This is a genomic window from Halalkalicoccus paucihalophilus (assembly GCF_001593955.1).
Classification (GTDB): domain Archaea; phylum Halobacteriota; class Halobacteria; order Halobacteriales; family Halalkalicoccaceae; genus Halalkalicoccus; species Halalkalicoccus paucihalophilus.
Genome location: NZ_LTAZ01000001.1, coordinates 294,417 through 319,360 on the forward strand (window position 1 = coordinate 294,417; position 24,944 = coordinate 319,360).

Consider the following 24,944-nt stretch of genomic DNA (forward strand, 5'->3'; position numbering starts at 1 on the left):
CCGCCCTAAACCGCCCGTCCCTCGCCGGTCGTCCCGATGAGAAGCGATCCAACGGCCAGCCCGGTCGTGGCCAGCGCCGCGAGTACGATCGGAACCGAGAGGCTGAGCATGCCGGTAGCGAACAGGAGCGCGCCACTCAGGACGAGGAGGGCCGCACCTGCGGCGGTCTTGATCTGATCCGAAGCCATTGGTCACCGATAGGAACGGCCGCTATATAATTCTCACCAAACACGCCGGCTATCGAACACCACGGTATCGAGTGACACACAGACGAAACGGTGGTCTCTTGTACGCCGACCGCCACCGACCGGGGGATGAGCGACGGAGACGAACGGCCGCGACTGGTGCGGATCGCCGACTACCAGTTCGGTCGTGACGTGGGCGGGAGGCTGTTTACGGGCGAGCTTCGTATCGAACGCTCGAAATCGGGCCGTCCACGACAGGTCCACGCCCCCGAGGGCCGACTCGTTTCCTTGGGTGCGGACGGTCGGTTCACGCTGGGAATCGCGGGCGGGAGACGGCTGCTTTCGGCGCTCGACGCACCCGCGGGCCGGGTGGTCGTCGGCGACGACAGCGAACCGTTCGTGCGCGACGGGAAGAACGTCTTCGCGAAGTTCGTTTCGGAGGCCGGCCCGGAGATCCGGCCGGGCGACGAGGTGTGTGTCGTCCACGAATCGGGCGAGTTACTCGCGGTCGGGCGCGCGGAGCTGTCGGCGAGCGCCATGTGCGGGTTCGAGACGGGCATGGCGGTGAAGGTCCGGGAGGGCGCCGACGGCGAGTAACGCCATCCTTTTGGCCCCACGCCACCTCTCGGCGCGTATGTTTGGAGGAGGCGGCGGCGGGCTCGACCCGCGCAAGATGGAACAGATGATGAAACAGATGGGAATCGACACGGAGGAACTCGATGCCACGGAGATCGTCATCCGAACCCCCGAAAAAGAACTGGTCTTCTCGGACGCCGACGTCACGGTGATCAACGCCCAGGGCCAGCAGACCTACCAGATCGTCGGCGAACCCGAGACCCGCGAGGCAGGGTCGGGATCGGACGCGGGCGAGGACACCGCGATCGAGGACGCGGACATCCCCGCAGACGACATCGAGATCGTCGCGATGCGGACCGGCGCGAGCGAGGACGACGCGCGCGAAGCGCTCGAAGAGGCGGACGGCGACCTAGCGACGGCGGTCGAGAAGCTCGAAGCAGAGCCCAAGTGATCCTACTCACCCACGGCGACCGAGAGTACCTCCGTGAACCCGGCGAGGAGCTCCAGACCGACCTCGGCGTCGTCGAGATCCCCGCGGACGCGGGGCCGGGAGACGTTCTCGAAACGCATCTCGGCGAGGAGTTCCGCGTCCGGCGGCTCCGCGGGCCCGACCTGTTCAATCACTTCGAGCGCACCGGCGCGCCGATGCTCCCTCGCGATATCGGCCTCGTGATCGGGGAAACCGGGATCGCAGGCGGGGATCGCGTGCTCGACGCCGGTACCGGTACGGGCGTGCTCGCCGCCTACATGGGACGGGTCGGCGCGGAGGTGGTGACCTACGAGCGAAACCCGGAGTTCGCCGAGATCGCTCGGAAGAACGTCGCACTCGGTGGCGTCGCGGAAAACGTGACGGTTCGAACGGGCGACCTGACCGACGACGTGGGAGAGCTCTCGGGGTTCGACGTCCTCACGCTGGACACCGAGGACGCCCCCGACGTGGTCGCGCGGGCCGACGAACTCCTCGTTCCGGGGGGCTTTCTCGCGGTCTACTCGCCGTTCGTCGAGGCGACGCGGGAGGTCGTCGACGTCGCCCGCGAGGGGCTCTCGGACGTGCGGGCGGTCGAGACGATCCAGCGCGAACTCGACGTCGACGAGAGGGGAACGCGTCCCAGTACGGGACCGGTCGGTCACTCGGGCTATCTGGTGTTCGCGCGGAACTAGTCGTCGTCTCGGCCGAACATCGGATCCATCGAAACCGATCTCCGCCCCGGTACCGAACCGGAGGTCCGGTCGGCTACTCGTAGACCCGGACTTCCCGTGTGGCGGCATCGATCACGACCCGATAGCCGTCGAGATGAAACGAGATGACGCCGCCGGAGCGACCCTGTCCGTTGGTCCGCGGAGCGAACAGGTCACAGAGCGCTTCGGGGCCGAGGACGTCGTTGAGCGGGCCGATCTCGGCGTGGGAGGACCCGGAAGCGATCGCGACCGCGTCGATCACGACGAACGAGAGGTCCTCGCGGTCGTCGTACTCGGTTCGGTGGACGGGTTCGCTTGGGTAGGTGATGTTCACGGTGGCTTCCTCGAGCGGGTCCAATCGGGTGTCCCGATATCGATCCAGTATTAATTGTAGGTAAATAACTATTGCTATTAACCCGGATCGTGGCAGTAGACGGCCGAGGATGCCGAGAGGGCTCGTGAGTCGTCCCAGCTTATGCCGACGCGAGGTCGCGAAACGCCGCCGCCGAGGTTCGGGTCCCCTTCGCGATCAGGACGTCGCCGGCTACCAGTTCCGTGTCGGCGTCGGGGACGAGCATCCAGCCCTCTTCGGGACGCCGCACGGCGAGGACGTTCATGCTCACGTCGGATTCGGGAACACCGTCGACGAGTGAGGTGTCCTCGAGGCGACTCGCACTCTCGACGGTCACACGGACGATGATCTCGTCGCTCTCCTGGACCGCGAGTTCGACCACGGGGTGGACCTCGATCTCCCGGAGGACCCCCTCGCTGATCTCGAGGGCCGCATCCGAGATCTCCTCGGTGCTGAACCCGAGGTGAAGCAGCCCGCGAAGCGAGACGGGATCGGGCGCGTCGCTCGCCGCCTGCAGCGTCCACGCCTCGAAGCGCGAGCGCAGCGCGTCGACCTCGACTTCGAGGTTGTGGACCTCCTCCGCGAGTTCGACGTTGTTGAACAGGATCGAGCCGTACGCCAGATCCACGGCGAGTTCGCTCAGGTTCTTCATCAGGACGATCGAGTCGACCGCTCGATCGAGGTCCTCGATCTCGGAGTCGGGGACCGCCGGAGGGGCGTACTGCTCGCCCGAGAGCGTCGCGTAGACCTCCTCGATCCCGGCGTCGGATCCCCGTAGTAGGGTGACGTCGTCGGTCCGGATCTCGGTGTCGGGCCCGGGGTTGAGGATCCACTCCGATCCCCGTCGGATCGCGATCACACGGACGCCGGTCTCGGACTCGAGGTCGATGTCGAGGAGCGTGCGCCCGGCATAGGGCGAGTCCGCGGAGACGAGTCCCCGGACGAGGGTCTCGACGGCCTCGGGCAGCGCCGCCCGCATCGCGCTCGGAAGGCCGACCTCCTCTAGGACCACCTTCGCGATGTCGCCGGTCGCATCGGAGATCTTCTCCGCGCCGCTGACGATCCCCAGAACGGGCGCGAGCGCCTCGGCGTCCGAGGGGTTTCGCGCGGCCATCAGCAGGCTCATCCGGGCGCGGAGCTGGAGGACGTCCATCCGCTCCTCGAGCTGAAGCACCTCCTCGGCGATGCGCTCGTTGTTCAGGAGCACTGCCGAGTACGAGAGGTCGATCAGCAGCTCGGAGGTGTCCTTCATCTCGACGAGCAGGTCCTTGACGCTCACCGGCTCGTACTCGACCGTGGTCGGCGATGAGTCGCCACGAGGGGGTCCCATAGCGAGGGTTTCGTGGGTACGCAAAAAGTCCTTGCGCAGCTAGTGGTCGTCCTCGCGCCACTTGTGCTCGCATTCGGTGCAGACGAAGAACCGGGTTTCGGACTCGTCGGCCGCCCGGATCTGCTGCATGTACCAGTAGGCGCGGTCGTTGCCACACTCGGGACACTGTGCGCTCGTGGTCGGGAGGCCGCTGTTTTCCGCCCCCGACTCGATGACCTCGCTTTCCTCCTGAGCGGCGGTCGTGGTGTAGGAGGCGCTGTCGCCTTTGGGCTGTTCGTTCCCACAGCTCTTACAGACCCAGACGTCTCCCTCACCCATCATCATCGAGCCGCACTCGTCGCAAAATTCCATGCCCTGCCTATCGCATCCAGCCAATTAAGCGCCCCGAATCGCGCTATCCCTCCCCTTCGGACTGGTAGGGCTCGCCGACCGCCTCGCGGGGCAGCGAGTTGTGGATCTCGGTTTTGAGATCGTCGACCGAGCGATACGAGTCGCTGCCGGTCTCGGAGACGAGTTCGCCGAGGTTCGCCTCGCCGTCGGCCAGCAGAACCGTCACCTCCTCGAATTCGACCGCGGCGTCGTCCCGGGAGATCGGATAGGAAAGCTCCTCTAGCTCGTCGTCGACCCGGCTGAGTTTGACTTCGCGTGTCATGAAACCACATACGATAGCTGGGGTCTTAGCCCTTCGCCGAACAGCAGGCTGATAGCCCCCGGTTCCGTAGACCCGTCGTGGCGCTCTTCGAAACCGACCGACGCATCCTCGCGCTCGCCATGGCCCGGATGGCCGACGGCGTCGGCAACTCCTTTCTCATCATCGTCCTGCCCCTCTATATCGCGAGCGGGATCGTCGAGGGGCGGACGTTCGGGCTGACGGAGTCGATGCTCATCGGGATCGTCCTCTCGCTGGTGGGCTTCGTCAGCAGCCTCTCCCAGCCCGTCACCGGGCGGGTCTCGGATCGAACGGGCCGACGGAAGCTCTACATCCTGATCGGGCTTGGCGGGCTGACGACCGCGAACCTGCTGTACCTGCTCGCGGGGTCGTACCTCTCGCTGATCGCGTTGCGCGCCCTGCAGGGGATGTCGATCGCCTTCATCATCCCCGCCTCGGTCGCGCTCGTCAACGAACTGGCTGGCGCGGGCACCCGCGGGGGCAACATGGGCGTCTACAACACCTTTCGGCTGGTCGGCTTCGGGGCGGGCCCGGTCGCCGCCGGCGTGCTCGTCAACGCCGGTCCCTACTCGATTCTGGGGTTCGGCCTTTCGGGGTTTGAGGCTACCTTCTACGTCGCTGCCGGGGCGGCCGCACTGAGTTTCGCGCTCGTCTCGGCTCTCGTCCACGACCCCGCGGAACTCGAACGCGCGGGCGAGGACCTCTCGATCGACGTCCTCGACGGCGACGGCGGGCTCGATCCGATCTTCACCCTCGGGGTGGCCTCGCTGTTCATGGCGATCGGGATCGCGCTCTTTGCGACCCTCCAGCCCGAGATCAACGCCCGCCTCGATCAGGGCTCGACCTGGTTCGGGGTGCAGTTTGCGGCCTTTATCATCTCACAGGTCTTCCTGCAGGTCCCCATCGGGAGGGCGAGCGACCGCTGGGGTCGAAAGCCGTTCATCCTCGTCGGACTCGTCCTGCTCGCGCCCTCGACGCTCGCACAGGGGATCGTGCTCGACTCGTGGCTCATGCTGGTTGTCCGGCTCACACAGGGGGTCGCCGGCGCGATGGTGTTCGCCCCGGCGCTCGCGCTGGCGGGAGATCTCGCGACCGGCGGGGACTCGGGAAGCAAGCTCTCGGTGCTGACGATGGCGTTCGGCCTCGGAGTGGCGCTCGGGCCGCTCTCGGCGGGCTTTCTCGTGGGACTGGGATTCGTGGTACCTTTTGCCGTCGGAGCGACGCTCGCGCTCGTCGGATTCGGTCTGGTCTACACGCAGGTCGAGGAGACCGTCGAGAGCGGGATCCACAGTACGGGCTCCGACCCCGCTCCGCAGGACTAGCTACTCGAAGTCGGGGTCGCGCTTCTCGACGAACGCCTCCATCCCCTCGCGCTGATCAGCGGTTCCGAACAGGCCGCTCCAGAGGCGTTTCTCGTAGTCGAGTCCCGCCGACTGGGGTCCCTCGTGGACCTGATTGAGCGCCTCCTTCGCCGCCGCGAGGGCGAAGCGCGGCTTTTCCGCTAACTGGTGGGCCATCTCTTCGACCACGGAATCGAGATCGTCCTGCGGAACGACCTCGCCGACCAGCCCGATCTCGGCGGCGGCCTCGGCGTCGAGCCGTTCGCCCAGGAAGACCATCCGCCGTGCGGCGGCGTCGCCGACGAGTCTGGAGAGTCGTTGGGTACCGCCCCAGCCGGGGACGATCCCCAGATCGATCTCGGTCTGGCCGAGCACGGCGTTCTCGCTCGCGACCCGCAGGTCGCAGGCCAGCGCGAGTTCACAGCCGCCACCGAAGGCATACCCGTTGACGGCGGCGATCACCGGTGCGGAGTGGTCGGCGAGCCGGTCACAGATCTCGTGGCCGAGTTCGGCGTACTCCATGGCCTCCTCGACCGAAAGCCCCTTCATGTAGCCGATGTCGGCGCCGGCGACGAACGCGTCCTCGCCCGCGCCCGTCAGCACCACGACTCGGGCGTCTTCGGTCTCGTCGAGGGTCCGGTCGAGCGCCTCCAGCGTGTTGACGTTGAGCGCATTCAGGCTGTCGGGCCGGTCGATGGTGACGGTGGCGACACCGTCGATGCGGGAGATCGTGACGTTCTCTGGCATGGGCCCGACGAGGGGCCCCGATACCCTAAGCGTTCGCCAATCGGAGAACGAATGAGTAACGTATCACCTCCCCGTAGCGTCGGGCAATGACACTCTCGGAGGAGGCAACGGAGCGCCTCGCGGACGTGGTGTCGCTCCAGCCGACGAAGAACGCCGAACTCCAGGATCGGTGGGGGATGGAAAGCGGGAGCGAGGTCCACCAGTACCTCGAAAACGAGCTCTCGGAGTACTACTACCGCGACGAGGACAGTCTCATCCGGGCCACGCCCGACGCGGCGGACCTCGTCGACGTCGATCCCGGCATCGAGGGCGGCGCGGACGGCACCGTCATCCGCGTCCCCGAACTGCAGGGACAGGTCTTCGAGGTGCTCGCTGGCCCCGACGAACGCTCTCAAAGCGTGGTCTCGGTGCTGCAGGACCTCCGCTCGGAGTTCGGCATCGACCCCGAGGCCGGAGACGTCCGCTCGGCGCTCCAGAGCCTGAAACGAAAGGGGATCGTCGAGGTCGAATACCGAACCGTCCCCACGTTCCGGAAGGCCGCCCCCCGCGAGGACGTCACCGTCGAGACGCTGGAGTAGCCTCCGAGCGCGCGCGTTCCCGGCGGCATTCGAGCACCTTTTTGATACCCTTCCCGGGACCGCCCTCGATGGGCCAGCCCTTCGTGCGCCACGCGGGAGGCTCCGGGGAGAACTCCGGACACGAGCCGGAACACTCGGCGGCGGTCTGTTCGTGGCCTTTCACCGTGCAGTGGGGCACGAGCGCGTCCGAGTCGATCCGCCCCTCGAAGTGCCGGCAATCCGGACGCATCGTGTCGATATACGAGCGCCACCCTCGCTCGTAGGCCCGCTCGGCGATCGCGAGGCGTTTGTCGGCCTTCCACTCGGGCGAAACGTACTCAAAGCGCGCGGCCGAGCGGTCGTGGTCGCCTCCAGGGGGGCGCTCCGTGATCCGCGTTCCCGGATCGGCGGGTGAGAGCCGGCGGGGGTGCCAGCGGACGCTCGCCTCTCCCTCCGAGAAGACGAGGATGCCGGCTTCGACGGGCAGGTCCTCCAACAGGGCGGGTTCGACGCGTTCGCCGGTCGCGCGGGTCGCGACCCAGACCTCGTCCGCGAGTCCGAGGGCGACGTCCCGTTCTAGCTGATCCCCGAGTACGCGGGCGGCACTCGCATCGAGATCGGGTTTGTTCTCGATGGCGATAACTCTCGATAGCCAGTCGGGGTAGTCGTAGCGCCGCCGGATCTCGATCCGGTTCCCCCGTTTTCGGACGTCGAGGATCCCCCGCTCGCCCGCGGCGTGGATCGATTCTCGCACGTAGCGCCACGGGTAGCCCGGGTGGGGCAGCGCCTCGCGGTAGTACTCCCACTCCGGGGGCGCGTTCCGGACGGCATGGAGGAGATCGGCGTCCAACCGCTCGTGACCGAACCGCGTGCGCTGAGCGAGTCCCTCGGGGTCGACTTCGAGGACGACCGTGTCCCAGCGCCGCCCGCGGGTCCCGAGTTGGCGCGAGACGATAACTGGAGAGGGGTCGCCCTCGGGAGGCCAGTTTCGTTCGGCCCACCGACAGACCCGGAGTTCGAAGCCGAACTCGTGGTCGATTCGCTCGCGCGTCATGCGCACAGCTCCGTCCGCGACCGGCCTAAGTCGTTCGAACCGGCCTACCCGTCGCGGTCGGTATCCGCGCCGTCGGAGTCGTCGGAATCGGTATCGGTATCGCGCCCATCGCTGTCCCGGTCGATGCCGTCGGAGTCGAGATCCGGGCCGTCCGTGTCCCGATCGATCCCGTCGCTATCCCCGTCGGGGCCGTCGTGGTCCGTGTCCACGCCGTCGGAATCGGCGTCCGAACCGTCCGCGTCGCGATCACCGCCTACGTCGGGAACCCGAGGCGGTCGGGCTCGGTCCGCGTCTTCGGGTCGCCCGGCGTCACGGTCGTCGGGGTCCTCGCCGACGGCGCTCCCGGTCGCGTAGAGCACCACCGGCGGGAGGACGTAGGCGGCGATCGCCAGCCAGGCAAACGAGGAATCGATGAAGATCAGCAGGCCGAAGGCGGTCAGTGCCGCCGTCGCCGCGGCGTGGATCGCCGTGGTCGTATAGCGCCGATAGTACGCCCAGAAGCCGCGGGCTCGTTTCGCGATCGGTGTCCCAAAATCGGTTCGGGCGGTCATCGGATCGGCCGCCAAGGAGGTGTCATAGGGATCCTACGCTACCCGCACGTTTCAGCACTCCTCTTGCAAGCCGGGGGCTGTGTGGAGTCGGCGGCCCCGATCGTCGAGACCGGTCAGTAGCCGTTCTCGTCGAGGAACTCGTGGGCGTCTTCCAATATCTCCCGCGGGCCGTCCTGCGTGATGGTGTTGATCGCCTGCTCGTAGTCGCGCCACTGCAGGTCGCGGTGTTCCGTCGAGAGTTCGGCCGAGGCCTCGAAGGACTTGGCGATGAACAGGTGGACCGTCTTGTGGATGGTCTGTCCGTTCGCCTGAAAGACGTAGTCGTACTCGTCGCGAAAGCCGTCCAGCAGCCTGAAGTCCTCGATTCCCGCTTCCTCTTTCACTTCGCGTATCGCGGTCTGTTGGAGTTCCTCCTCGCCCTCAACCCCGCCCTTGGGGAACTCCCAGTCCCCCGGGCGGCTCTTGAGGAGGAGGTACTCGCGCCGTCCACGCGTATCCCGAAAGAGGATCGCGCCGGCGCTCGTCGCATCTACCGTCATTACCGTTCCTATCCCGCCAATCGTTAAGAGAATATCGGAGTGGGGACCCACGAGGGGTGACGAACCGGACGAAGAACTATAGTTCGTGGTTCCGACACGCCGACATGGTCGTTTCTCCCAAGGAGGTCTACCACACGCTCCGACAGTTCCAGTCGCTCGCCGAGGTCGAACGCGAGAGCTTCGGGTACACGTCGCTGTCGATCCCCGAACGGGCGTGGTACTGGCGGCGTGGATTTCTGAGCCGGGCGTCCGTCCTCTACGACTTCGAAACCCACGGCCACGAGGACTACCTCACGGACTACCAGCGCTACGTCCGGACCCGAGGAATCAACGGTCGATTCGGTTACGCGCTGGACAACAAGCTCATGCTGTACGGCCTCCTGAGCGAGTTCTCCGATCGCCTGCCGGAACTCCACGGGATCGTCAGCGACGGCACCTTCCGCTCGATCTCTCTCGACGGAAAACGGGGCCCGACCCGTCCCGCAATCGAGTGGGCCGAGGACCTCGATGCGGACGAGACCGTCGTGGTGAAATGGGTGATCGGCGGGGGCGGCCACAGCGTCCTGTTGCTCACGCGAACGGGGGAGGGCTATCGGGTCAACGGCGAGCGCGTCCCGCGGGACGACCTGTGCGAGCGCTTCGAAAAAATGGACGACTACATCGTCACGGGCTTCTCCCAGCAGTCCGAGTACGCCGACGCGATCTACCCCGAGGCGACCAACACCGTCCGGGCGGTGACGATGTGGGATTCCGAACGGGACGAACCGTTCCTCGCGCGGGCGATCCACCGGATCGGCACCGACGAGACGAAACCGATGGACAACTGGTCGCAGGGCGGACTCGGCGCGCTCATCGACCCCGAGACGGGCGAACTCGGCGAGGCCGTGAGCTACCCCGAGAACGGCGAGCGCACGTGGCGCACGGATCACCCCGATACCGGAGCGAGAATCGAGGGCGTCGAGATCCCCGGCTGGGAGGCGGTTCGGGAGGGACTACTTGAGGTCGCGGATTCGGTGCCGTACCTCCCCTACGTGGGGTGGGATCTGGTGGTGACGGGGACCGGAGAGTTCGAGATAATCGAGGCGAACAACTACCCCGGCGTGAAATCGCTGCAGGTCCACGGCCCGCTGTGTGCGGACGAGCGCGTCGAGCGCTTCTACCGAGAACACGGCGTGCGCTAAGTCGGACCGTTTTTGATGCCTGCCCGCGTCAGGAGTCGGTAGACCCCATCCATGACCTTCGTCACGAAACTCACGCTCCAGAGCGGGGACCGAACGGTGCTCGACCGAGTAGTAGAGGAGATCGCCACGGTCGTCGAACGAAAGGGTGCAGAGATGAAAGGACCGCATCCGAGTCCGCCGGACACCTACCGAGTTCCCCAGCACAAACGGACCACCGGCGGCGAGACGTTCGAGCCGTGGTCGTATACGGTGTACACCCGGACGATCGAGATCGTCGGTCACGACGAGGTCGCCCGGGGAGTGATGGACCGCTCGCTTCCGGCGGGCGTCCACCTCGGCGTCGAGGTCGAGCAGGTCCGCCCGCTCGGATCGAGCTAAATTAAGTAGCCCCCGGTTCTCGAGGTGGGTATGAGCACCGACCACCTGATCGAGATCAGGCGCGACTTGCACCGTCACCCCGAGCCCGCGTGGCGCGAGTTCTACACCACCTGCCGCATCGTCGAGGAGCTCGAACGGATCGGCGTCTCCGACCTGTACGTCGGGCGCGAGGCGATCGATACCGACGAGCGGCTCGCGGTCCCCGAATCCTCGGAACTCGTCGAATGGTTCGACCGGGCGCGGGCGGCGGGAGCGAAGGAGGACGTCTTGGAGCGCCTCGACGGCGGTTATACGGGCTGTGTCGCCGTGATCGAGCAGGGGGAGGGGCCTACAATCGGGCTTCGCGTCGACATCGACGGCCTGCTGCGCGGCGAGAGCGAGGCCGACGAGCACGTCCCCGCCGCGGAGGGCTTTCGCTCCGAGAACGAGGGCGCGATGCACGCCTGCGGGCACGACGCCCACGCGACCATCGGGCTGGGCGTGATCGAGGCCGTAAAGGAAAGCGACTTCGAGGGCACGCTCAAGGTGTTCTTCCAGCCCGGCGAGGAGATGATCGCCGGCGGCAAGGCGATGGCCAAAAGCGAGCACCTCGCGGACGTCGAGTACCTGCTGGCCCTCCATATCGGCCTCGACCACCCCACGGGCGAGGTCGTGGCGGGGATCGACGACTTCCTCGCGGTCTCGCACCTCCACGCGGAGTTCTCGGGCGAGCCTGCGCATGCCGGGGCCGAACCCGACGCCGGCGAGAACGCGGTGCAGGCGATGGCGACGGCGGTGAGCAACCTCTACGCGATCCCCCGCCACCACGACGGGGCGACCCGAGTTAACGCCGGACAGGTCGGCGGCGGCACCGCCTCGAACATCATCCCCGAGCACGCCTACATCGAGGGCGAGGTACGGGGCCAGACCACCGAACTCATGGAGTACATGCGCGAGCGCGCCGATCGCGTGCTCGAAAACGCCGCCGCGATGCACGGCTGTGAAGTGGCGGTCGAAACCCGCGGCGAGGCCCCCAGCGCGAGAAGCGACGACGCGCTGGTCGAGGTCGTCGGCGCGGTCGCACGCACAACGCCGGGCGTCGGGAACGTCCTCGATCGGGACGCACTGGGCGGCAGCGAGGACGCGACCTACCTCATGCGGGAGGTCCAGAAGAACGGCGGCTATGCGAGCTACGTCGGGATCGGCACCGACCACCCCGGTGGCCACCACACCGCGACCTTCGACGTCGACGAGGAGAGTATCGGCATCGGCATCGACGTGATCAGCCGGTCGATCGAGGAAATCGCGGCGACTCGCCCGTAGTTCCCAACGGTCGCAGGCGGGTCCCGAACCCCGGGATCGCCGCGGAATCAGTCGGCCGCCGCGGGCTGGGCCTCAACCCGCTCGAGGACCGCCGAGAGCCACGCGGGCAGGTCGTCGGGGTATCGGGCGGTGATAAGGTTGTCGTCGACGACGCACTCCTCGTCGACGAACGTCGCGCCGGCGTTCTCGATGTCGACCCGGATCGACCAGTAGCCGGTGGCCTCCCGGCCCTCCAGAACATCGGCGCTGATCAGCAACTGGGCGCCGTGACACACCGACGCGATGGGTTTGTCGCTCGCGTCGAACTCCCGGACGAGATCGACCGCCTCCTCGGCCTCCAGCCGGAGGTTCTCGGGGGCGTGCCCGCCCGGCACGACCAGCAGGTCGTACTCGTCCTCGCTCGCGTCCGAAATCGCGAGGTCGGCGTCCATCTCCTCGCCGATCTTTCCCACTACCGACTCGCCGGCGGGTGTGGCGAGCGCGACGTCGAGACCGGCCTCCTGAAGCCGGTAGTAGGGGTAGGTGAGTTCGCTGTCCTCGAACCCGTCGGTGGTGACGATGAGTGCCTTCATGGCACTCTTCTATACTCCTGCCAGCCACGAAACGAGCGCCACAGCCATCGCACCGTCTTTATATCCCCGTGTCACCGAGTCGCTCGTTCGCACGCCTCAATATCACCCTTGTTTATCTTTGAATGGGTATTTATTCCTCGAGAGCATAGCGCACTCGATGGCAGAGATGGGCTTCATGCCGCGTTCGTACGAGGACATTCCCGCCGAGCGCCGTCCGTCGATGGGACAGGCGCTGGTCCCAGTGGTGGGGATGATCGCCTTCCTGTTGATCGGGTCGGTCGGCTTCGGGCTCGACCCACACATGCCGCTGCTGTGGGGCTGCGTGCTGACCGGGTTGATGGGGCGATACTGGCTGGGCTATACGTGGGACGAGCTCTTCTCGGGGATCGCCGACAGCCTGCTGATGGGCATTCAAGCGATCCTCATCCTGTTCGTGATCTACATGCTGATAGCGACGTGGATCGGCTCGGGAACGATCCCGGGGCTGATCTACTACGGGCTCGAACTGCTCACGCCTGCGGTCTTCCTGCCGGCGACCGCGCTGATCACGACCGTTTCGGCGTTCGCGATCGGCTCGTCGTGGACCACCGCCGCGACCCTGGGCGTCGCGCTCATGGGGATCGGACAGGGGTTGGGCGTCCCCGCGCCGATGACCGCCGGCGCGGTGCTGACGGGCGCGTACACCGGCGACAAGATCACGCCGCTTTCGGACACGACGAACCTCGCCGCGGCGGTGACCGACACCGACCTGATGGAGCACGTCAACACCATGCGCGTGGGCACCGGCCTCGCGCTGGGGATCGCGCTGGTCGCCTACTCGATCCTCGGCCTGCGGATCTCCGGGTCGATCCCCACGGGGCAGGTCGAGACCATTCAGTCGGGGATCCTCGCGGGCTACGAGGTCAATCCCGTCGTGTTCCTCCCGCTCGCCATCACGTTCGGGCTGGCGCTCGTGGGCTATCCGGCGCTGCCGGCGCTGGTCGCGGGGGTCTTCGCGGGCGTCGGGACCATGTTGCTCGTCCAGGGGGTCGGGTTCGCCGAGGCATGGCAGATCGCCCAGTCGGGGACCGCCCCGGAAACGGGGACGGCGCTGGTCGACGACCTGCTCGCGAGCGACGGGCTGAACGGCTCGGCATGGACGGTCTCGATCGTCGTCGTCGCGCTCTCGCTGGGCGGGCTGCTCGAACGAACCGGGACGCTCGCCGCGCTCGCACGGGGAATCGAGGGGGTCATCCACAGCGTCGCGGGGCTGACGGTCAGTACGGGCGCCTCGGCCTTCGCGATGAACGGTCTCGCGGGCCAGCAGTACATGAGCATCGTCGTCCCGGCGATGACCTTCCGGGGGGTCTACGAGGAGTTCGGGCTGGAGAGCAAGAACCTCTCGAGAGCCGTCGAGGCCGCCGGTACCACCACGAGCGTGCTGATCCCGTGGAACGCCGGCGGCGCCTTTATGACCGCGACCCTCGGCGTCTCGCCGCTCGCCTACGGGCCCTACTATTTCCTCGGCTTCCTCTCGCCGGCGATCCTCGTGGTCATGGGGCTCACGGGGTGGAAGATCACCTACAAGGACGATCCGGACGAGGAGCCCGGTCCGGCGCCGGGGCAAGCGCCCGCCGACGGGGACTGATACTGTCGGAGGTGACGAGTCGACTCGCAGTCCTCGGATGTCCCGAGACGGGGTTCCACGTCCGCGGTTCGAATATTCACGAAATCACGTCCGACCGTATGAGCCGTCGAACGCAACGTTTCTATGGGCGCACGCGGAGCGTCCGACATGCCGACCGAAACCGGTCTCGACGCGTTGCTCCCGGAACTCGACCTGATCGAGGACTCCGACCTCCGCGCGGGCGTGGGGGACGCGTAGCGCTCGGCGATCGAGGAGACTGGCGTCGAGGACCTCGAAACGCTCCCGTGGTACCCGCCGGTCCAGCGCGAACTCGACCTTCCCGAGGAGACGCTGCTCGCACACATCCGGGACGTAACCGCGGGCGCGATCGCGCTCGCCGAAACCCTGATCGAGCGCCGGGATGTGCGGATCGACCTCGATACCGTCGTCGCGGGTGCGCTCGTCCACGACGTGAGCAAGCTCTACGAGTTCGACGGAACCGAGGAAAGCGAGATCGGGACGCTGCTGGGCCATCCCTACTTACGGGGTCCACGTCGTCGCGCGGGCGGGCCTGCCGACCGAGATGGGCCACATCGTCCTCTCTCACACCCGGCGGACGACCGTCGAACCAGCAACTATTGAGGCCGAGATCGTCCGCCGGGCCGACGAGGCCGCGGCCGCCGCGATTCGTACTGAAGCGGTTTCGGACCTCCGGGACGCACCATGACCGAATTGACGGACGGCTGACCGCGAGCGCCGGAGGCGCGAGCGGACCTTTTTCGCCCAGATTTTTGCTCGGAGCGGTGCGCGCTTTGCGCGCACCCGACGAGTAAAAAGGTGGGTGAGTCTAGTACTTCGCTTCCGCGCCGGTCGTCTCGTAGATCCGGTCCATGATCGCGTCGCGCTCGCGCTGCCAGCCCGCGAGCGCTGAGGGTCGATCCGGGTAGCGTTCGTAGTGGTCAAGCAACTCGTCGGCGTGGCGCTTGGTCTTATAGAAGTCGAGGATCGTCCCCCAGTGGCCGAAGCTGCCGATCGCCGCCTGAAGCTTGAGCTTCAGCCCGAAATCCGTACTCCCCGAATAGAGCGCTTCGGCGAGGTTCTCGCCGGGAAGGGAGACGAGCAGGCTTGTCAGCTCCGAGACCTCGACGGCCGTCGCCATGATGTTGTAGACGTCGAGTGCGGCGTAGCGCCCGCCGTAGTGGTCCATCACGCGCTCGTTGTAGTCCCAGAGCGCGCGCTCGCTCACGTCGCCGGTTTCGAGGGCCCGGATGGCCTGCTCACCCGCGTACTCGCCGGCATATGCGGCACCGGCGATCCCGCCGCCGGTCGTGGGGTTGACGTGGCCGGCCGAATCGCCGACGGCGATAAAGCCCGGCGCGACCGCCGAATCGTAGGGCCGTCTGGTCGGGAGCGCGGCCCCGAGTTTGTCTTCCACTGTGGCGCCTTCGAACTCCGGGCGGGTCGCCAGATCGGCTTTGAGATCCTCGACCAGTTGCATCGGCTCCTCGTTCATCTGGAAGCCGACGCCCGCATTGATCTCGGTGCCCGTCCGCGGGAAGTACCAGAGGTAGCCGGCGGCGCGTTTGGTCGGTTTGAACACCAGGGCATCCTTCCACTCGACCTCCTCTTCGACGTGGACGATCTCTCTGTATGCGGAACAGAACTGCGAATAGGTGACGTTCGTATCGAAGGTCGCTTGCGAGAGGTCGGCCTTGTCCTGCAGGATCGAGAGCGCGCCCGCCCCGTCGATGGTGATTTCGGCCTCGACGGTCAGGGGCTCGCCCTTCCGGCGGGCCTTGACGCCCGTGATCCGGTTCCCGTCCTGAATCACGTCCTGAACGACGGTATCGTAGGAGAACTCCACGCCAGCGTCGTCGGCACCCCGGATGATCGCTTTCCCGTACTCGAAGCGATCGATCACGGCGAGTTCGCCCGGAACGGGGATATTGAGGACGGTGCCGTGTTCGGGGAGTTCGAACCGGCCGTGATCGACCTCGGTGTTGGTCATCGCGGGTTCGAGTTTCGAACGGGAGATCACATCGGGGAACTCGTCGGCGCCCTTCAGGGCGTCCCCGCAGGCGATGTGGCCCGCTTCCTCGCGTGTCTTTCGTTCGAGGACGAGCACGTCGTAGCCCGCCTCGGCGATCGTCGCCCCCGCATAACAGCCCGCCGTGCCGGCCCCTACGATAGCGACGTCGACGGACCTCGATCTACTCATACCCGGAGTGGCCGCGCGACCGGCAAAACGCTTTAGGTCGAATTCGGTCGTTCTGTCGCCGACACGACGGGAGATAAAGGGTTTTGGGCGAGTTGGCTGTAGGGGTGGCTATGGCCACCTACACCGTCGAGTTCGTCGGCACCGGGGAGACGATCGAGGTCACTGACAAACAGACGATCCTCTCGCGGTGTCTGGAGGAGGGCATCGCCCAGGAGTACTCCTGTCGGGTCGGGATGTGTCTGGCGTGTACCGCCGAGATCGTCGAGGGAGAGGTGACTCAACCGGCCGCACGCGGCCTCAGCGAGGAGGAATCCGAAGAGTTCGCCCTGACCTGCATGGCCCGTCCCCGATCGGATCTGAAGCTCGATCGGGGGAAATACCCCCCGAGTATCGCGACCGACGAGCGGGCGAACCACACGGTCACAGGATCTGGTTCGGGCACCGTCGCCGCTGACGACGACTAAGCCTCCTTCTCGCGGCGAATCGCTGCGACCGTGTTCTGGATGTACTTGATCGCCGTCGCGATCGCCATCAGCCCGCTCATGAGCTCCTGCTGGCTCGCGCCGTCGGGGTAGATCCGGTGTTCGAACTGGATCGAGTCCACGTTCGGGAACTCCGTCGAGGTCTCCTCCTCGTCGAGGAAGGTGTAAAACCCGGGCGTCGCCGCGAAGACGGGGCCGATGCGGGCGAGCAGTTCGTAGCGCTGGTCGGGGTCGGCGATCACCGCCGCGGTGCGCTCGGTGTCGAAGGCGGCGCGGCCGACGATCCGGAGGGGGCCCCACGTGTCCTCCTTGATGACGTTCAGCGGGATATGCGAGAGGCGACACTGGATGCTGAAGGTCGCGGCGTTCTCGGTGGTCCGTTCGACGTCCTGAACCACCCGGTCGTCGAGCCACTTTTCGACCTGCTCGGCGGTGATGTCGTCGACCATACCCGACCTTCGTGGTCCGACACTAAAGGCTCGGTCCTGCATCTGCCGGTCTCGGGGGAGAAGGCTATCCGGTCGCGGGTCGTAGGTCGACCATGCCACGGGTCGAGCAACTGTTTATCGCACGAGAGGACTCCTCCCCGATGGAGTCCCTAGAGTCGGTCGAGGCCGTCGAGGGCGGGTTGGAGGGGGATCGCTACTGCACGGGGAAGGGCTACTACTCCCCCTTTGACGTCTGTGAGGTGACGCTGATCGAAGGCGAGGCGATCGACGACATAGTAGACGAATTCGATATCGACCTTTCCGATGGGAGACACCGCCGCAACGTCGTCACCCGTGAGGTCGCGGTCCACGACCTGCTGGGGGCGACTTTTTCGATCGGGGAGGCGACCCTGCGAGGAACGCGCCCGCGCCCGCCGTGTGCCCACGTCGAGCAGGTCGCCGGCGAGAAGGGGGTCGCCCGCGCGCTCAAGAACAAGCGCGGCGGGATCTGTGCGACGGTCCTCGACCCCGGTTCGATCGGGGTGGGCGACGAAATCGAGGTCATAGAGCCCGACGCCCGGACGATGGGCCGGAAGGTCGCGGACCGACTGGGCCTCTAGCTCTCCGGGAAGATGCTCTCGGGAACGTAGGCGGTGACGATCCAGTTGGGTGCATCGACGACCTCGCTGAGTTTCAGGTCGACCGCGGCCGAACAGAGGATGTACGCCTCTCCGCGGGTGAGGTCGCGCTCGCGTTCGAGGTGGTCGATCATGTGCAGGACGGCCTTCCTCGCCGCCTCCATCAGGTCGTCGCTGATCCCCGTCGTGCCGTACATCGGCTCGTCCTCGTCGGTGGCGGTAAACGGCCCCGTCGTCTCCAGTCGGGGCTGGTCGAAGCCGGCGTCCTTCTTCAGGCCGAACCGCACGGTGACGAACATCGGCGCTTCGATCCCGGTGACACAGACCTCGCCGTCGCCCTGTGCGACGTGACAGTCGCCGGTCGAGAAGAGCGCGCCCTCGACCTCGACGGGGAGATACACCGTCGAACCCGCAGTCATCTGCTTGACGTCCATGTTCCCGCCGACGTCTCTGGGAGGAAGGGTGTCGTGCTCGCCCGGCTCGGCGGGCGCGTTGCCGATCGTCCCCGGGAACATGTCTATTGGGATCTCGATGCCGTTGACGAACTGTGCGACCTCGTCGTCGATCTCCCAGACGTGCAGCCCGGCCTCCTCGAACTCCTCGGGTAGGAGTCCGAGTCCCATCTCGCCGGGCATGAACCCCGTAAAGCCCCAGCCCTTGTGCTCGAAGTCGAGCAGTTCGACGACCAGCGCGTCGCCGGGTTCCGCACCCTCGACCGCAACGGGACCCGTCAGGGGGTGAACCGGGTCGAAACTGGCGTTCGCGAGGTCTTCGACCCCCGAATCGGGGCCGACCTGTCCGTCGAGGGCGTCCCGACACTCGAAGCGGACGACTTCGCCCGGTTCGACCGTCAGAACGGGGTCGATAGCGTTGTCCCAGGCGTTGTGGACGTTCTCGCCTGCGTCGCTCAGTTCATGGTCGACCTCGTAGTTTGCGCTCGTCATGACAACCGGTTCCACGCACGGATGGGCGATAAAGCCACGTGTGGCGGCGAGTCGGCTGAAGGGAACAGAGCCGGGAGTGAGCATCACGGACGGTCGTCCGGAACGGGTGGGGCTTTCTCCGCCCCGCGAACGCGGGGAACGGGAGTGGTGCCCGCAATCTCGCGCCGCTTACGGAACGCGATGCTCGTCGAACGGCGCGAATCAGAGATTCGCTGGCTCGACGAAGCTACGCTTCGTCGAACAGCTCCTCGCCGGAGACCATGTGCTCGGAGACGGTATCGAGGTCGAGCGTGAGTCCGAGGCCCGGCGCCTCGGAGATCTCGATGGAGCCCTCCTCGATCACGCTCTCCTCGACGAGGTCCTCCCACCAGCCCAACTGGTAGGAGTGGAACTCGACGGCCAGCGAGTTGGGGATCGCACTTGCGACGTGAGCCGAGGCCATCGTCGCCACGGGAGAAGAAACGTTGTGCATCGCGATCGGCATGTAGTAGGTGTCCGCAAGGTCGGCGATCTTGCGGGTCTCTCTCATTCCACCCACCTTGGGCAGGTCGGGCGCGAGGATGTCGACGGCCTGCTGGTCGACGAGTCGGCGCTGGCCGTGTTTGCGATAGACGTTCTCGCCGGCGGCGATCGGCGTCGAGGTGTGTTGGGTGACCTCGCGCTGGACGTCGTGGTTCTCCGGCGGGACGGGGTCCTCGAGCCACCAGATGGGGTACTCCTCCAAGCGTGCGGCCAGCCGTTTCGCGCTCCCGCCGGTAAACGACCAGTGACAGTCGAACGCGACGTCCGCCCGGTCGCCGACGCGGTCGGTGACCTCCTCGACGATCTCGACCTTGTGCTCGATTTCTCGATCACTCAGGTGGCGGTTCGCGCGGTCCTTCTCCTCGCCGCTCGGTACGTCCAGATCGAACTTCAGGGCGTCGTAGCCGAGTTCCTCGACGACGCGTTCGGCCTCGGCGGCGTTGGAGTCGGGTTCGCTCTCGTCGCCGGCGTGACAGTCACAGTAGACGCGAACCTCGTCGCGGTACTTGCCCCCGAGGAGCTGGTAGGCGGGCACGTCGAGGATCTTCCCCGCCAGATCGTGCAGTGCGATCTCGATGCCCGAAACGGCGGTGACGGTCACGCCCGCGATCGAGCCCTCGCCGGACATCTTCTGGATGAGGTGCTCGTAGAGCCGGTCGATATCGAGCGGGTTTTCCCCGACGAGGAACGGCGTCATCCGGTCGATCAGTTCGGGAACGCCCGCACCCCAGTAGGCCTCGCCCGTGCCGACGATGCCCGCGTCGGTGTAGATTCTCACGAGGGTCCACGGGAAGTTCCCGTCGATCATCGTCGTCTGGACGTCGGTGATCGAGACGTCGCGCCCGCCGCCCCGTTTCGCAGCAAGCCCCATCGTATCGGCCGAGAGCTCCCGCATCGTGTACTCGGCGTTGGGGTCGTGCAGCTGTCGGTAGTCGCGAACCATACTCGGAATGGCCCCCTCAGCGTGAAAACGATGTGGGATTCGAGATCGGTATTACGATGCGAAGAAAGGCTCCGGCCATGGAGATCACAGAGGTCGAGACGTTCGTCGTCGACGCCGACTGGCGAAACTGGTTTTTCGTCCAGGTCCACACCGACGAGGGGATAAGCGGCGTCGGGGAGGCCCTCTCGGGCGAGGGACTGACCGCCGCGCTCGAGGCGACCGCCGACGCGCACAAACACTACCTCATCGGCGAGGACCCGCTGAACCGAAAGGCGATCAGCCGGCGGCTCCGCCGTGACCCCTTCGCGTGGCGCGCGGGCAAGCTGATCAACGCCGTCGCGAACGCCTTCGACATCGCCCTGCTCGACATCGCGGGGAAATACTACAACGAACCCGTCTGGAAACTCCTCGGGGGCAAGATCCACGACGAGATCCCCGTCTATGCCAACGGCTGGCACATCGGCGAGCGCACCCCCGAGAACTACGCCCACCACGCCGAGAAAGCAGTGGAAGAACAGGAGTACCCCGCACTGAAGTGCGACCCGTTCGCCCACTACGAGTACTCGCTGACCGACGACCAGATCGAAGAGGTCGGAGAGTTGCTCGGGGCCGTCCGGGAGGCCGTCGGCTGGGACGTCGGCATCGCGCTCGACTGTCACGGCCGCTTTTCACGACGTGGGGCGATCGAGGTCGCGAACGGCCTCGAGGAGTACGACATCATGTTCCTCGAGGAGCCCGTCGAACTCGAGGACCGCCAGGTGATGGCCGAGATCACGAAACAGGTGAACATGCCCGTCGCGACCGGCGAACGCATCTACAACAACGAGACGATGGCCGACCTGATCCGCACGCAGGCCTGTGATATCGTCCAGCCCGACGTCACCAACTACGGCAGCATCCAGGAGCTCCAGCACGCCGCCGCGATGGCGAAATCCCGCTACATGACGTTCGCGCCGCACAACCCCCAACGCGGGCGTCTCGACGGCCGCCGCACTCCATCTCTGTGCCGGCATCGAGAACCTCGAAGTGCTCGAACACATGAGCCGGGACGTCCCGTGGGGCGACGAGATCGTCAAACACGACTTCGAAGTGAGTAACGGCACCCTTGAGGTCCCCGACAAGCCGGGACTGGGCGTCGAGTTCGACGCCGAGGCCGCCCGCGAGCACCCCGGCGAGCCAAAGGACAGCCACAGCCTCTTCGACGCCGAGGGCGCGCTCAAGCGGCCCTAGGGAGTCGTACTTTCAAGGAGGCGGCGCGCCGAACCGAGGTATGGAACTCGTCGAAGACACGCTGGCGGTCGACCTCGACACCTTCCTCGCCCGGCCGCTCTTTTGTTTCCTCGCCACCGAATCGCCTGACGGCCCCCGAGTCTCGCCGCTGTGGTACCTCTGGGAAGAGGGCGCGGTCTGGATCGCCGTCAACCCCGAACTGAAGAGCTATCCCGACCGGATCGAATCGGATCCGCGAACCGCCCTCGCGGTCGTCGACTTCGACGCTTCTCGAGGATTAGTCCAGCACGTCGGCATGCGCGGGACGGCGAGCATCGAGGCGTTCGACCCCGAGAAGGCGACCCGGCTGTTCGGTCGGTATCTCGGTCCCGAAGAGGGGTGGGACGGGCGCTTTCACGCCGTCTTCGAGCGGAACGAGCGCTACCGGCTGGTCAAGTTCGAGCCCGGGACGGTCGTCGCGCGCGATCAGTCCTACGCGCCGGCGGGGCCGCTATAGCAGGTCCAGCGATTCGAGATCCGAGACCATCGCCTCCTCGCTCTCGGCGTCCATCGTTCGCAGGGGGCTGCGAAGCGGGCCGGCCTCGAAGCCGACGTGGGGAAGTGCGCTCTTGACGCCGGCCATGTAGGAGCCGTACTTGATCGCGTCGCGCACGTCGTAGACGTCGCTCTGGAGTTCGCGGGCGCGCTCTTCCTCGCCGGCGTCGTAGCTCTCGAAGAGGTCGACGACCAGTTCGGGAAAGACGTTCGCGACGGCGCTGACCATACCGGAGCAACCGATCTCCAGACCCGGGAACAGAAGCGAGTCCGAGCCAGCCAGAAAGGTCAGTTCGGGGTGGGCGTCGATGGCCTGTGCGAGCCACGGGACGTCCTTGCTCGAGTCCTTGACGCCCGCGAGGTTCTCGATCTCCGCGAGTCCGTCGAGGGTCTCCAGCGAGAGCGCGTTGCCGGTCTTGCTCGGGATGTGATAGATATAGACGGGGAGGTCGACCGCGTCGGCGACCCGGCGGTAGTGGTTGAGGGCGGCCTCGCCATCCAGCGGGTAGTAGTAGGGGGTGACGACGACGAGACCGTCCGCGCCGACGGATTCGGCGTGTTCTGCGGCCTCGACGGTCTCGTAGGTGCTCGGCGCACCGACGCCCGCGATCACGGGGACCTCGTCGATCTCCTCCGTGACAGCCTCGACGACGCCCTTTCGTTCCTCGCCCGTAAGCAGGGGGAACTCGCCGTTCGTTCCCAACGGGAAGACGCCGTGTGCGCCGCCGTCGACGACGTAGCGCGCGTGGTCGGCAGTTCGCTCGTAATCGACTTCCTCCTCGTCGTCGAAGACGGTGATCGTCGGCGGGATCACGCCCTGTAATGACAGTGGATCCGCGGACCCGGTGTGCATACCGGAGGGTTGCCGGCCAGTCCCTTAATGGGTGGCGGTCCACTCGGCGGGGACGAGGACGCGCGAATCGGGCGGACAGACGGCCTCCTCGGGCGTGATCGCCCCCTCGCCCGCGACCGACGCCAGCCACGTCTCGACGTCGTGGATCCGGAGTTTCAGCCGGACGCTACAGGAATGCAGTCCGGGCGAATCGGGCAGCAGCGTCCGATCGAGGTCGTACTCGCGGTACAGCGACCGGCGATCGGGCCACGGGCTGTCGAACGGCGACAGCGGAAGCGGGAGGTTGCGCCGACAGAACCCCTCGATCTGATTGAGGATCGAACTCGTCCGGGGACGGTCGGGCGGTCGGTAGCGCAGGACCGCCGGGTCGAGTTGCTGGATCGCGTCGAGGAAGGTCTCGGTGCTCCGGTGCTCGGGCGGGGTCGAGAGGTGCCACTCGAGGAGTTCGCTGTCGGCACAGACGAACGACTCGGTGAACTGGTCGGCCAGATGGGTACGGAAGGACTTCGAGGGGAGGTTCTTGATCCCGAACACGCTCGGGAGGTCGTGCTCGCTCGTACAGCGCTCGCGACAGCACTCGAGTTCGCGTTCGAGCCGGTCCTCGATGAGGGTCTCGGCACCGGTCACCTCGGACACCGACTGGCAGTCCGCGAGCAGGTCGGCGCTCTCGGGCATGATCCCGAGTTTCCTGTCGGTGAGGAAGTCGATAGCGTCCGGCTCCTCGGGGAGCCCCGAGAGCTTGACCGACTTGCCGAACGCGCCGATCCGTTTCTTCTGGACGAAGAATTCCTTCAGAAGCGAGTCGATCGCCCAGCCGTGGTAGATCACGTCGGCGTCGGCGATCTCCTCGACACCGCGCTGGTGAATGTGGATCGACTCGCCGATCCCGTTGGTATACCGGATCGTGTCGATGTCCGTGCGGAAGTACGAACCGTCGATCCCCAAGGTTCGGTGGGTCGCGCCGTACTGGTCCGCGAGCTTCTTCGCGACCCGCACCTCCGATGAGTCCGCCGTCCCGACGGTGTAACAGCACTCGATGTCGGGGATCCCCGCGAGCAGCGTCCGCGAGTCGTAGCCCGCCCCCAACAGCAGTCCCTTCGTCCCCCGAAGGTCCGCCCGCCGCGAGAGCGCCCGTTCCAGTCGCTCGGCGAGTTCGTCCGCGTAGTTGAACTCCCGTGGGCGGTAGACGAACCGGTCGAGGCGGTCGGTCGAATCCGGATAGAGGACGCCGTCGAAGGGGGTGCGAGAGACCTCCTCGAAGAGCGTCCGATCGTCGAGGACGACGCTGATGTGGGCGAGCTCGAGCAGCGAGTCGGGATCGAGCGACAGCTCCCGTCTCGCACGACAGACGTGTGCGGCGTCGGTGCCGAAGGTCCTCGGACCACTCGGGCCACCGGCGTCGGTGTAGAAACACTCCCACGACCGGATGGGGTCGGTGTAGACCGCCGCTTCGGTCCCGTCCGCGACCGCGACGAGATACGAGCCGTTGAGCGCCGTAAGCGCCGTCCGCCCGTGTTCCCGATGACGCTCGAGCAGCCAGCGGGCGGGCCAGTCGATCCCGTCCGGAGTATAGATCTCCCCCCAAATGACACAGCACCCCGAGTCGTCCTCGTAGGTCGCGCTTCGATGTGGAGCGTTGAGGTCGGGGTCCCGGATCCCGACCGTGAGCGAGTCGGCAGAACACACCCGGTCGAACGCACCCTCATCACACGCGTCGGCGAACGCGTCGGCATCACCGAACACCCCGAACAGTTCCTTGTGCATCATGTCAGATCTCCCGCCCCTCCGTCCCACTACGAAACCCTGTCGACTGCTGTCTCCCGGAGATTGATAAGTGTACTAGAAACATGGATCGGTCGGGAGGAGGTCGACGACGCCGGCCGACGCCGATGGGTCGCCGTACTCGCAGCCACGACATCGGAATTCACCGAACAGATATCTGAATTTATCCATAGTCTGTCACGTGCGTTCGAGTGTACAGCATCGGTCGTACTGTAGTTTACGGTGGACGAGAGTAGTCCGACCACCAACGG

30 protein-coding genes and 1 pseudogene are annotated in these 24,944 nt (G+C 66.3%); 14 read left to right on the forward strand and 17 right to left on the reverse strand.

Annotated features, from left to right (window positions below; all coding sequences use genetic code 11):
- Positions 1–5: 5 nt before the first annotated feature.
- Positions 6–188, reverse strand: a complete 183-nt coding sequence (locus tag HAPAU_RS01525) for a hypothetical protein (RefSeq protein ID WP_066378692.1) — start codon at positions 186–188, stop codon at positions 6–8.
- A 126-nt stretch (positions 189–314) separates the two neighbouring features.
- Here HAPAU_RS01525 and HAPAU_RS01530 point away from each other — a divergent pair, with 126 nt between their 5' ends.
- From HAPAU_RS01530 to HAPAU_RS01540, 3 genes are read left to right on the forward strand one after another with little or no spacing between them, the layout of a single operon-like run.
- A complete protein-coding gene (locus tag HAPAU_RS01530) occupies positions 315–782 on the forward strand; it encodes a PUA domain-containing protein (RefSeq protein ID WP_066378694.1) in 468 nt (155 codons plus the stop codon).
- Between the two features lie 37 nt (positions 783–819).
- A complete protein-coding gene (locus tag HAPAU_RS01535) occupies positions 820–1,212 on the forward strand; it encodes a nascent polypeptide-associated complex protein (protein ID WP_066378695.1) in 393 nt (130 codons plus the stop codon).
- The gene (locus tag HAPAU_RS01540) at positions 1,209–1,922 is read left to right on the forward strand and encodes a tRNA (adenine-N1)-methyltransferase (protein WP_066378696.1); all 714 of its coding nucleotides are present in this window, start codon (positions 1,209–1,211) and stop codon (positions 1,920–1,922) included. The genes HAPAU_RS01535 and HAPAU_RS01540 overlap by 4 nt, the downstream gene beginning before the upstream one ends.
- 73 nt (positions 1,923–1,995) lie before the next feature.
- Here HAPAU_RS01540 and HAPAU_RS01545 read toward each other — a convergent pair whose 3' ends face one another.
- From HAPAU_RS01545 to HAPAU_RS01560, 4 genes are all read right to left on the reverse strand, one after another.
- Positions 1,996–2,274 carry a HalOD1 output domain-containing protein gene (locus HAPAU_RS01545; protein WP_066379380.1) on the reverse strand — a complete coding sequence of 93 codons (279 nt, stop codon included), beginning with the start codon at positions 2,272–2,274 and terminating at the stop codon, positions 1,996–1,998.
- Between the two features lie 139 nt (positions 2,275–2,413).
- A complete protein-coding gene (locus HAPAU_RS01550) occupies positions 2,414–3,622 on the reverse strand; it encodes a potassium channel family protein (RefSeq protein WP_066378700.1) in 1,209 nt (402 codons plus the stop codon).
- 39 nt (positions 3,623–3,661) lie between these two features.
- Positions 3,662–3,973 carry a transcription factor S gene (locus tag HAPAU_RS01555; RefSeq protein WP_066378702.1) on the reverse strand — a complete coding sequence of 104 codons (312 nt, stop codon included), beginning with the start codon at positions 3,971–3,973 and terminating at the stop codon, positions 3,662–3,664.
- 43 nt (positions 3,974–4,016) lie between these two features.
- The gene (locus tag HAPAU_RS01560) at positions 4,017–4,274 is read right to left on the reverse strand and encodes a DUF5789 family protein (RefSeq protein ID WP_066378704.1); all 258 of its coding nucleotides are present in this window, start codon (positions 4,272–4,274) and stop codon (positions 4,017–4,019) included.
- A 119-nt stretch (positions 4,275–4,393) separates the two neighbouring features.
- On the opposite strand from HAPAU_RS01560, the gene HAPAU_RS01565 reads away from it, so the two are divergent.
- Positions 4,394–5,614, forward strand: a complete 1,221-nt coding sequence (locus tag HAPAU_RS01565; protein WP_368085870.1) for an MFS transporter — start codon at positions 4,394–4,396, stop codon at positions 5,612–5,614.
- On the opposite strand, the gene HAPAU_RS01570 is transcribed toward HAPAU_RS01565, so the two are convergent.
- Positions 5,615–6,379: an enoyl-CoA hydratase/isomerase family protein gene (locus HAPAU_RS01570; protein WP_066378711.1), complete on the reverse strand. Its 765-nt coding sequence runs from the start codon at positions 6,377–6,379 to the stop codon at positions 5,615–5,617.
- A gap of 86 nt (positions 6,380–6,465) precedes the next feature.
- On the opposite strand from HAPAU_RS01570, the gene HAPAU_RS01575 reads away from it, so the two are divergent.
- Positions 6,466–6,957, forward strand: a complete 492-nt coding sequence (locus HAPAU_RS01575; protein ID WP_066378713.1) for a DUF5797 family protein — start codon at positions 6,466–6,468, stop codon at positions 6,955–6,957.
- Here HAPAU_RS01575 and HAPAU_RS01580 read toward each other — a convergent pair.
- The 3 genes from HAPAU_RS01580 to HAPAU_RS01590 form a co-directional block, all read right to left on the reverse strand.
- On the reverse strand, positions 6,935–7,990 hold the full coding sequence (locus HAPAU_RS01580) for a DUF5787 family protein (RefSeq protein ID WP_066378716.1): 1,056 nt from the start codon (positions 7,988–7,990) through the stop codon (positions 6,935–6,937). The two genes, HAPAU_RS01575 and HAPAU_RS01580, sit on opposite strands and share 23 nt — an antisense overlap.
- Before the next feature lie 44 nt (positions 7,991–8,034).
- Positions 8,035–8,541: a hypothetical protein gene (locus HAPAU_RS01585; protein ID WP_066378718.1), complete on the reverse strand. Its 507-nt coding sequence runs from the start codon at positions 8,539–8,541 to the stop codon at positions 8,035–8,037.
- A gap of 113 nt (positions 8,542–8,654) precedes the next feature.
- Positions 8,655–9,080, reverse strand: coding sequence for a bis(5'-nucleosyl)-tetraphosphatase (locus HAPAU_RS01590; protein ID WP_066378721.1), 426 nt, complete (start codon positions 9,078–9,080; stop codon positions 8,655–8,657).
- 104 nt (positions 9,081–9,184) lie between these two features.
- Between HAPAU_RS01590 and HAPAU_RS01595 the strand changes: the two genes are divergently transcribed.
- From HAPAU_RS01595 to HAPAU_RS01605, 3 genes are read left to right on the forward strand one after another with little or no spacing between them, the layout of a single operon-like run.
- Positions 9,185–10,261, forward strand: coding sequence for a sugar-transfer associated ATP-grasp domain-containing protein (locus tag HAPAU_RS01595; protein WP_066379382.1), 1,077 nt, complete (start codon positions 9,185–9,187; stop codon positions 10,259–10,261).
- 51 nt (positions 10,262–10,312) lie between these two features.
- Positions 10,313–10,639 carry an uS10/mL48 family ribosomal protein gene (locus tag HAPAU_RS01600; RefSeq protein ID WP_066378723.1) on the forward strand — a complete coding sequence of 109 codons (327 nt, stop codon included), beginning with the start codon at positions 10,313–10,315 and terminating at the stop codon, positions 10,637–10,639.
- A 30-nt stretch (positions 10,640–10,669) separates the two neighbouring features.
- Positions 10,670–11,941: an amidohydrolase gene (locus HAPAU_RS01605; protein WP_066378724.1), complete on the forward strand. Its 1,272-nt coding sequence runs from the start codon at positions 10,670–10,672 to the stop codon at positions 11,939–11,941.
- 47 nt (positions 11,942–11,988) lie between these two features.
- Here HAPAU_RS01605 and HAPAU_RS01610 read toward each other — a convergent pair whose 3' ends face one another.
- The gene (locus HAPAU_RS01610; RefSeq protein ID WP_066378727.1) at positions 11,989–12,513 is read right to left on the reverse strand and encodes a type 1 glutamine amidotransferase domain-containing protein; all 525 of its coding nucleotides are present in this window, start codon (positions 12,511–12,513) and stop codon (positions 11,989–11,991) included.
- 157 nt (positions 12,514–12,670) lie between these two features.
- On the opposite strand from HAPAU_RS01610, the gene arcD reads away from it, so the two are divergent.
- A complete protein-coding gene (gene arcD, locus HAPAU_RS01615; protein ID WP_066378729.1) occupies positions 12,671–14,140 on the forward strand; it encodes an arginine/ornithine antiporter ArcD in 1,470 nt (489 codons plus the stop codon).
- A gap of 84 nt (positions 14,141–14,224) precedes the next feature.
- On the opposite strand, the gene HAPAU_RS22135 is transcribed toward arcD, so the two are convergent.
- Positions 14,225–14,653 (reverse strand): hypothetical protein, encoded by a 429-nt coding sequence (locus HAPAU_RS22135; protein WP_245634005.1) that lies wholly within the window; start codon positions 14,651–14,653, stop codon positions 14,225–14,227.
- Between the two features lie 49 nt (positions 14,654–14,702).
- Here HAPAU_RS22135 and HAPAU_RS22140 point away from each other — a divergent pair, with 49 nt between their 5' ends.
- Complete coding sequence (locus HAPAU_RS22140) at positions 14,703–14,846, forward strand: hypothetical protein (protein ID WP_245634006.1); 144 nt, start codon at positions 14,703–14,705, stop codon at positions 14,844–14,846.
- 120 nt (positions 14,847–14,966) lie between these two features.
- Here the strand turns inward: HAPAU_RS22140 and HAPAU_RS01625 are convergent, their stop codons facing one another.
- Positions 14,967–16,337, reverse strand: a complete 1,371-nt coding sequence (locus HAPAU_RS01625) for a geranylgeranyl reductase family protein (RefSeq protein WP_066378732.1) — start codon at positions 16,335–16,337, stop codon at positions 14,967–14,969.
- A gap of 110 nt (positions 16,338–16,447) precedes the next feature.
- Between HAPAU_RS01625 and HAPAU_RS01630 the strand changes: the two genes are divergently transcribed.
- Positions 16,448–16,801: a 2Fe-2S iron-sulfur cluster-binding protein gene (locus HAPAU_RS01630; RefSeq protein ID WP_066378738.1), complete on the forward strand. Its 354-nt coding sequence runs from the start codon at positions 16,448–16,450 to the stop codon at positions 16,799–16,801.
- On the opposite strand, the gene HAPAU_RS01635 is transcribed toward HAPAU_RS01630, so the two are convergent.
- Positions 16,798–17,268, reverse strand: coding sequence for a hypothetical protein (locus tag HAPAU_RS01635; RefSeq protein ID WP_066378740.1), 471 nt, complete (start codon positions 17,266–17,268; stop codon positions 16,798–16,800). The genes HAPAU_RS01630 and HAPAU_RS01635 overlap by 4 nt on opposite strands.
- A gap of 92 nt (positions 17,269–17,360) precedes the next feature.
- Here HAPAU_RS01635 and HAPAU_RS01640 point away from each other — a divergent pair, with 92 nt between their 5' ends.
- Positions 17,361–17,867, forward strand: coding sequence for an MOSC domain-containing protein (locus HAPAU_RS01640; protein WP_066378744.1), 507 nt, complete (start codon positions 17,361–17,363; stop codon positions 17,865–17,867).
- On the opposite strand, the gene HAPAU_RS01645 is transcribed toward HAPAU_RS01640, so the two are convergent.
- Positions 17,864–18,829 (reverse strand): acetamidase/formamidase family protein, encoded by a 966-nt coding sequence (locus HAPAU_RS01645; protein ID WP_066378747.1) that lies wholly within the window; start codon positions 18,827–18,829, stop codon positions 17,864–17,866. The two genes, HAPAU_RS01640 and HAPAU_RS01645, sit on opposite strands and share 4 nt — an antisense overlap.
- Positions 18,830–19,055: 226 nt before the next feature.
- On the reverse strand, positions 19,056–20,294 hold the full coding sequence (locus HAPAU_RS01650) for a mandelate racemase/muconate lactonizing enzyme family protein (RefSeq protein WP_066378750.1): 1,239 nt from the start codon (positions 20,292–20,294) through the stop codon (positions 19,056–19,058).
- A 77-nt stretch (positions 20,295–20,371) separates the two neighbouring features.
- Between HAPAU_RS01650 and HAPAU_RS01655 the strand changes: the two are divergent.
- Together HAPAU_RS01655 and HAPAU_RS01660 are read left to right on the forward strand one after the other, a co-directional pair.
- Positions 20,372–21,524: pseudogene (locus tag HAPAU_RS01655) on the forward strand (mandelate racemase/muconate lactonizing enzyme family protein).
- Positions 21,525–21,564: 40 nt separating this feature from the next.
- Positions 21,565–22,020: a pyridoxamine 5'-phosphate oxidase family protein gene (locus HAPAU_RS01660; RefSeq protein WP_066378752.1), complete on the forward strand. Its 456-nt coding sequence runs from the start codon at positions 21,565–21,567 to the stop codon at positions 22,018–22,020.
- On the opposite strand, the gene HAPAU_RS01665 is transcribed toward HAPAU_RS01660, so the two are convergent.
- Positions 22,015–22,911 carry a dihydrodipicolinate synthase family protein gene (locus HAPAU_RS01665; RefSeq protein ID WP_066378753.1) on the reverse strand — a complete coding sequence of 299 codons (897 nt, stop codon included), beginning with the start codon at positions 22,909–22,911 and terminating at the stop codon, positions 22,015–22,017. The two genes, HAPAU_RS01660 and HAPAU_RS01665, sit on opposite strands and share 6 nt — an antisense overlap.
- Positions 22,912–22,935: 24 nt before the next feature.
- On the reverse strand, positions 22,936–24,678 hold the full coding sequence (locus tag HAPAU_RS01670) for a hypothetical protein (RefSeq protein ID WP_066378754.1): 1,743 nt from the start codon (positions 24,676–24,678) through the stop codon (positions 22,936–22,938).
- Positions 24,679–24,944: the final 266 nt, after the last annotated feature.

Excerpts from the sequence above, each read along its gene's own strand:
- HAPAU_RS01595 (WP_066379382.1), top strand. The coding sequence starts at position 9,185 with ATGGTCGTTTCTCCCAAGGAGGTCTACCACACGCTCCGACAGTTCCAG.
- HAPAU_RS01630 (WP_066378738.1), top strand. The coding sequence starts at position 16,448 with ATGGCCACCTACACCGTCGAGTTCGTCGGCACCGGGGAGACGATCGAG.
- HAPAU_RS01575 (WP_066378713.1), top strand. The coding sequence starts at position 6,466 with ATGACACTCTCGGAGGAGGCAACGGAGCGCCTCGCGGACGTGGTGTCG.
- HAPAU_RS22140 (WP_245634006.1), top strand. The coding sequence starts at position 14,703 with ATGGGCCACATCGTCCTCTCTCACACCCGGCGGACGACCGTCGAACCA.
- HAPAU_RS01530 (WP_066378694.1), top strand. The coding sequence starts at position 315 with ATGAGCGACGGAGACGAACGGCCGCGACTGGTGCGGATCGCCGACTAC.
- HAPAU_RS01645 (WP_066378747.1), bottom strand. The coding sequence starts at position 18,829 with ATGACGAGCGCAAACTACGAGGTCGACCATGAACTGAGCGACGCAGGC.
- HAPAU_RS01610 (WP_066378727.1), bottom strand. The coding sequence starts at position 12,513 with ATGAAGGCACTCATCGTCACCACCGACGGGTTCGAGGACAGCGAACTC.
- HAPAU_RS01585 (WP_066378718.1), bottom strand. The coding sequence starts at position 8,541 with ATGACCGCCCGAACCGATTTTGGGACACCGATCGCGAAACGAGCCCGC.
- HAPAU_RS01600 (WP_066378723.1), top strand. The coding sequence starts at position 10,313 with ATGACCTTCGTCACGAAACTCACGCTCCAGAGCGGGGACCGAACGGTG.
- HAPAU_RS01570 (WP_066378711.1), bottom strand. The coding sequence starts at position 6,379 with ATGCCAGAGAACGTCACGATCTCCCGCATCGACGGTGTCGCCACCGTC.
- HAPAU_RS01580 (WP_066378716.1), bottom strand. The coding sequence starts at position 7,990 with ATGACGCGCGAGCGAATCGACCACGAGTTCGGCTTCGAACTCCGGGTC.
- HAPAU_RS01560 (WP_066378704.1), bottom strand. The coding sequence starts at position 4,274 with ATGACACGCGAAGTCAAACTCAGCCGGGTCGACGACGAGCTAGAGGAG.
- HAPAU_RS01635 (WP_066378740.1), bottom strand. The coding sequence starts at position 17,268 with ATGGTCGACGACATCACCGCCGAGCAGGTCGAAAAGTGGCTCGACGAC.
- HAPAU_RS01660 (WP_066378752.1), top strand. The coding sequence starts at position 21,565 with ATGGAACTCGTCGAAGACACGCTGGCGGTCGACCTCGACACCTTCCTC.
- HAPAU_RS01565 (WP_368085870.1), top strand. The coding sequence starts at position 4,394 with ATGGCCCGGATGGCCGACGGCGTCGGCAACTCCTTTCTCATCATCGTC.
- HAPAU_RS01665 (WP_066378753.1), bottom strand. The coding sequence starts at position 22,911 with ATGCACACCGGGTCCGCGGATCCACTGTCATTACAGGGCGTGATCCCG.
- HAPAU_RS01625 (WP_066378732.1), bottom strand. The coding sequence starts at position 16,337 with ATGAGTAGATCGAGGTCCGTCGACGTCGCTATCGTAGGGGCCGGCACG.
- HAPAU_RS01650 (WP_066378750.1), bottom strand. The coding sequence starts at position 20,294 with ATGGTTCGCGACTACCGACAGCTGCACGACCCCAACGCCGAGTACACG.
- HAPAU_RS22135 (WP_245634005.1), bottom strand. The coding sequence starts at position 14,653 with ATGGCCCAGCAGCGTCCCGATCTCGCTTTCCTCGGTTCCGTCGAACTC.
- HAPAU_RS01670 (WP_066378754.1), bottom strand. The coding sequence starts at position 24,678 with ATGATGCACAAGGAACTGTTCGGGGTGTTCGGTGATGCCGACGCGTTC.
- HAPAU_RS01605 (WP_066378724.1), top strand. The coding sequence starts at position 10,670 with ATGAGCACCGACCACCTGATCGAGATCAGGCGCGACTTGCACCGTCAC.
- HAPAU_RS01640 (WP_066378744.1), top strand. The coding sequence starts at position 17,361 with ATGCCACGGGTCGAGCAACTGTTTATCGCACGAGAGGACTCCTCCCCG.
- HAPAU_RS01590 (WP_066378721.1), bottom strand. The coding sequence starts at position 9,080 with ATGACGGTAGATGCGACGAGCGCCGGCGCGATCCTCTTTCGGGATACG.
- HAPAU_RS01535 (WP_066378695.1), top strand. The coding sequence starts at position 820 with ATGTTTGGAGGAGGCGGCGGCGGGCTCGACCCGCGCAAGATGGAACAG.
- arcD (WP_066378729.1), top strand. The coding sequence starts at position 12,671 with ATGGCAGAGATGGGCTTCATGCCGCGTTCGTACGAGGACATTCCCGCC.
- HAPAU_RS01550 (WP_066378700.1), bottom strand. The coding sequence starts at position 3,622 with ATGGGACCCCCTCGTGGCGACTCATCGCCGACCACGGTCGAGTACGAG.
- HAPAU_RS01555 (WP_066378702.1), bottom strand. The coding sequence starts at position 3,973 with ATGGAATTTTGCGACGAGTGCGGCTCGATGATGATGGGTGAGGGAGAC.
- HAPAU_RS01525 (WP_066378692.1), bottom strand. The coding sequence starts at position 188 with ATGGCTTCGGATCAGATCAAGACCGCCGCAGGTGCGGCCCTCCTCGTC.